At 74.4% G+C, this 1,130-nt stretch carries 1 protein-coding gene; it reads left to right on the forward strand.

Translation table 11 applies throughout. The features are described from left to right. Positions 1-89: 89 nt before the first annotated feature. Positions 90-1,130 (forward strand): hypothetical protein (locus tag AB0G02_RS41645; RefSeq protein WP_360806528.1); only part of this gene is annotated, 1,041 nt, incomplete at its 3' end.

Raw genomic sequence — 1,130 nt, forward strand, 5'->3', positions numbered from 1 at the left:
GCCCTCCTGACCCGGGCGCTGCTCCTGGCGGACGACCCGCCGACGCCGACGCCGCGCTGGCTGCCGCCGGAGACGACGATGCCACCACGGTGCTGCGCGCCTTGGTCCGCTACGAGATGGACGACCGGGACCACGCGTTGCGACTGCTCAGAACACTGCCGCGCGAGCACACCGGGGCCGCGGCCGTCAGGGTGCTGGTGTCGTTCGGCACCGGCAGGTACCCGGACGTCGTAGCGGAATACGACACCCGTGTCCGACCGCACTTCCGAGCCCTCGTGTCCGCGCAACCGCATGGAGCCGCCGTCGCGTCCCTCGCCACGGCGGCCGCGTGCACGGCGCTCGTCGAGTCGGGAGCCGCGCCGGAGGCTCTGGCCCTGACGCGCGAGGCGCTGGACCTGCTGCCGGACGCACTGCCGGAGCGCCTGCCGCCGCTGATCGTCGAGGTCGACTGCCTGACCTCCGAGGGACGGCTCGTCGAAGCCCACCACGCCGCGGAAGCGCTCCGCGACTGGGGACTCGCCACCCACGGACCGCAGGCCACAGGTGCCGGGCTGGCCTACCTGGGCGTAATCTGCGCTGCCCACGGTTCTCATCACCGAGCCGCCGCGCACATGCGGGAAGCCACCGGGCTGGCGTACGAGCGCAACTTCCTGCACGTCCGCCGCCGGCGCCTGGCCCTGCTGGCCGGGTACGAGGCGGTCTGCGGGAACTTCGACGCGGCTCGCGCCGCGATCCGCGAAGCGACGCGGGAGGGGCGGTCGGGTGAGGAGTTCGCCGCGATGCTGCTGCGCAACGCGCAGGCGTTACTGCTCGCGTGCGGAGGTGCGCTGCGGGACGCCGCTGATCATCTCCGCCGCTCAGCGGACCACGCCGCCGCGCGCGGAGCCCCCGGACGGACGATCACCGCCCTGCACCTGCTGGCCAGGTTGGGGCACGCCCGCGACGCGGCCCGGCGACTCGCCGACGCCGACGTCGACCGGTCACCGGTCTCGCACGCCCAGGTCGGGCACATCCGCGCCCTCGTCGACCGGGATCCCGCTGCTCTGCTGGACGTCGCCGCGGAGTGGGAGCGGATGCGCATGTGGCACCTCGCCGCCGAGGCGAACGACGTCGCCGCCGCCGCGCTCTCC

It is taken from the genome of Actinosynnema sp. NPDC023658 (genome assembly GCF_040639995.1).
Lineage (GTDB): Bacteria > Actinomycetota > Actinomycetes > Mycobacteriales > Pseudonocardiaceae > Actinosynnema.